This window comes from Sphingomonas sp. CCH9-F2 (assembly GCF_001556735.1).
In the GTDB taxonomy this organism is placed as follows: Bacteria; Pseudomonadota; Alphaproteobacteria; order Sphingomonadales; family Sphingomonadaceae; genus Sphingomonas; species Sphingomonas ginsenosidimutans.
The window spans coordinates 1-801 of the sequence record NZ_LSJO01000210.1 but is presented as its reverse complement, the minus strand read 5'-3'; the positions used below and the strand labels follow the sequence as shown (position 1 = coordinate 801).

1 protein-coding gene is annotated in these 801 nt (G+C 75.2%); it reads left to right on the top strand.

What is annotated here, in order from left to right; genetic code table 11:
• The coding region (gene pyrD / locus AX685_RS06195) for a dihydroorotate dehydrogenase (quinone) (protein WP_082740629.1) at positions 1–660 on the top strand (660 nt) is incomplete at its 5' end.
• Positions 661–801 lie beyond the last annotated feature (141 nt).

Sequence of the window (801 nt, the reverse complement as noted above, 5' to 3'; positions counted from 1 at the left end):
GCGCGGGCCGGCGCCGCGCGGCGGGCGGGCGTGCTGGGCATCAACGTCGGCGCCAACAAGGATGCGACCGACCGCGTCGCCGATTATGTCGCGGGCGTCACCGCCGCCGCGCCGGTCGCCGATTACATCACGATCAACATCAGTTCGCCCAACACCCCAGGCTTACGCGACCTGCAACAGGGCGCGGCGCTGGCCGAGCTGCTGGCGGCGTGCATGGCGGCGCGCGGGGCCACGCCGCTGTTCCTGAAGGTCGCGCCGGATCTGGATGCGGGCATGATCGACGGGATCGCGCGCGCCGCGATCGATGCGCGGGTCGATGCGCTGGTGATGGGCAACACCACCGTGTCGCGCCCGCCACTCAACGCGCGCGACGCGGGCGAGACCGGCGGCCTGTCGGGCGCGCCGCTACGCGACCTGGCGCGCACGCGGCTGGCCGACATGCGCCGCGCGACCGGCGCGGCAGTGCCGCTGATCGCGGTCGGCGGGATCGACAGCGGGGCGGAGGCCTATGCCCGGATCCGCGCGGGCGCCAGCCTGGTGCAGGTCTATACCGCGCTGGTCTACGAAGGGCCGGGGTTGCCGCGACGGATCGTGCAGGATCTGGCGGCGCTGCTGGCGCGCGACGGCTTTGCGAGCGTCGCGGCGGCGGTCGGCGCGTAGCGACGTTACGGCTTGCGCGGCGACGGCGCGGCGATAGGGTCGGCGGCGATGAAGAAGCTGATCGCCGCCGCGCTGTTCCTGGCCCCCCTGCCCGCCGCCCTGCTGTCGGCCGCCGCCACGCCCGCCGCGGCGCAGGGCGTG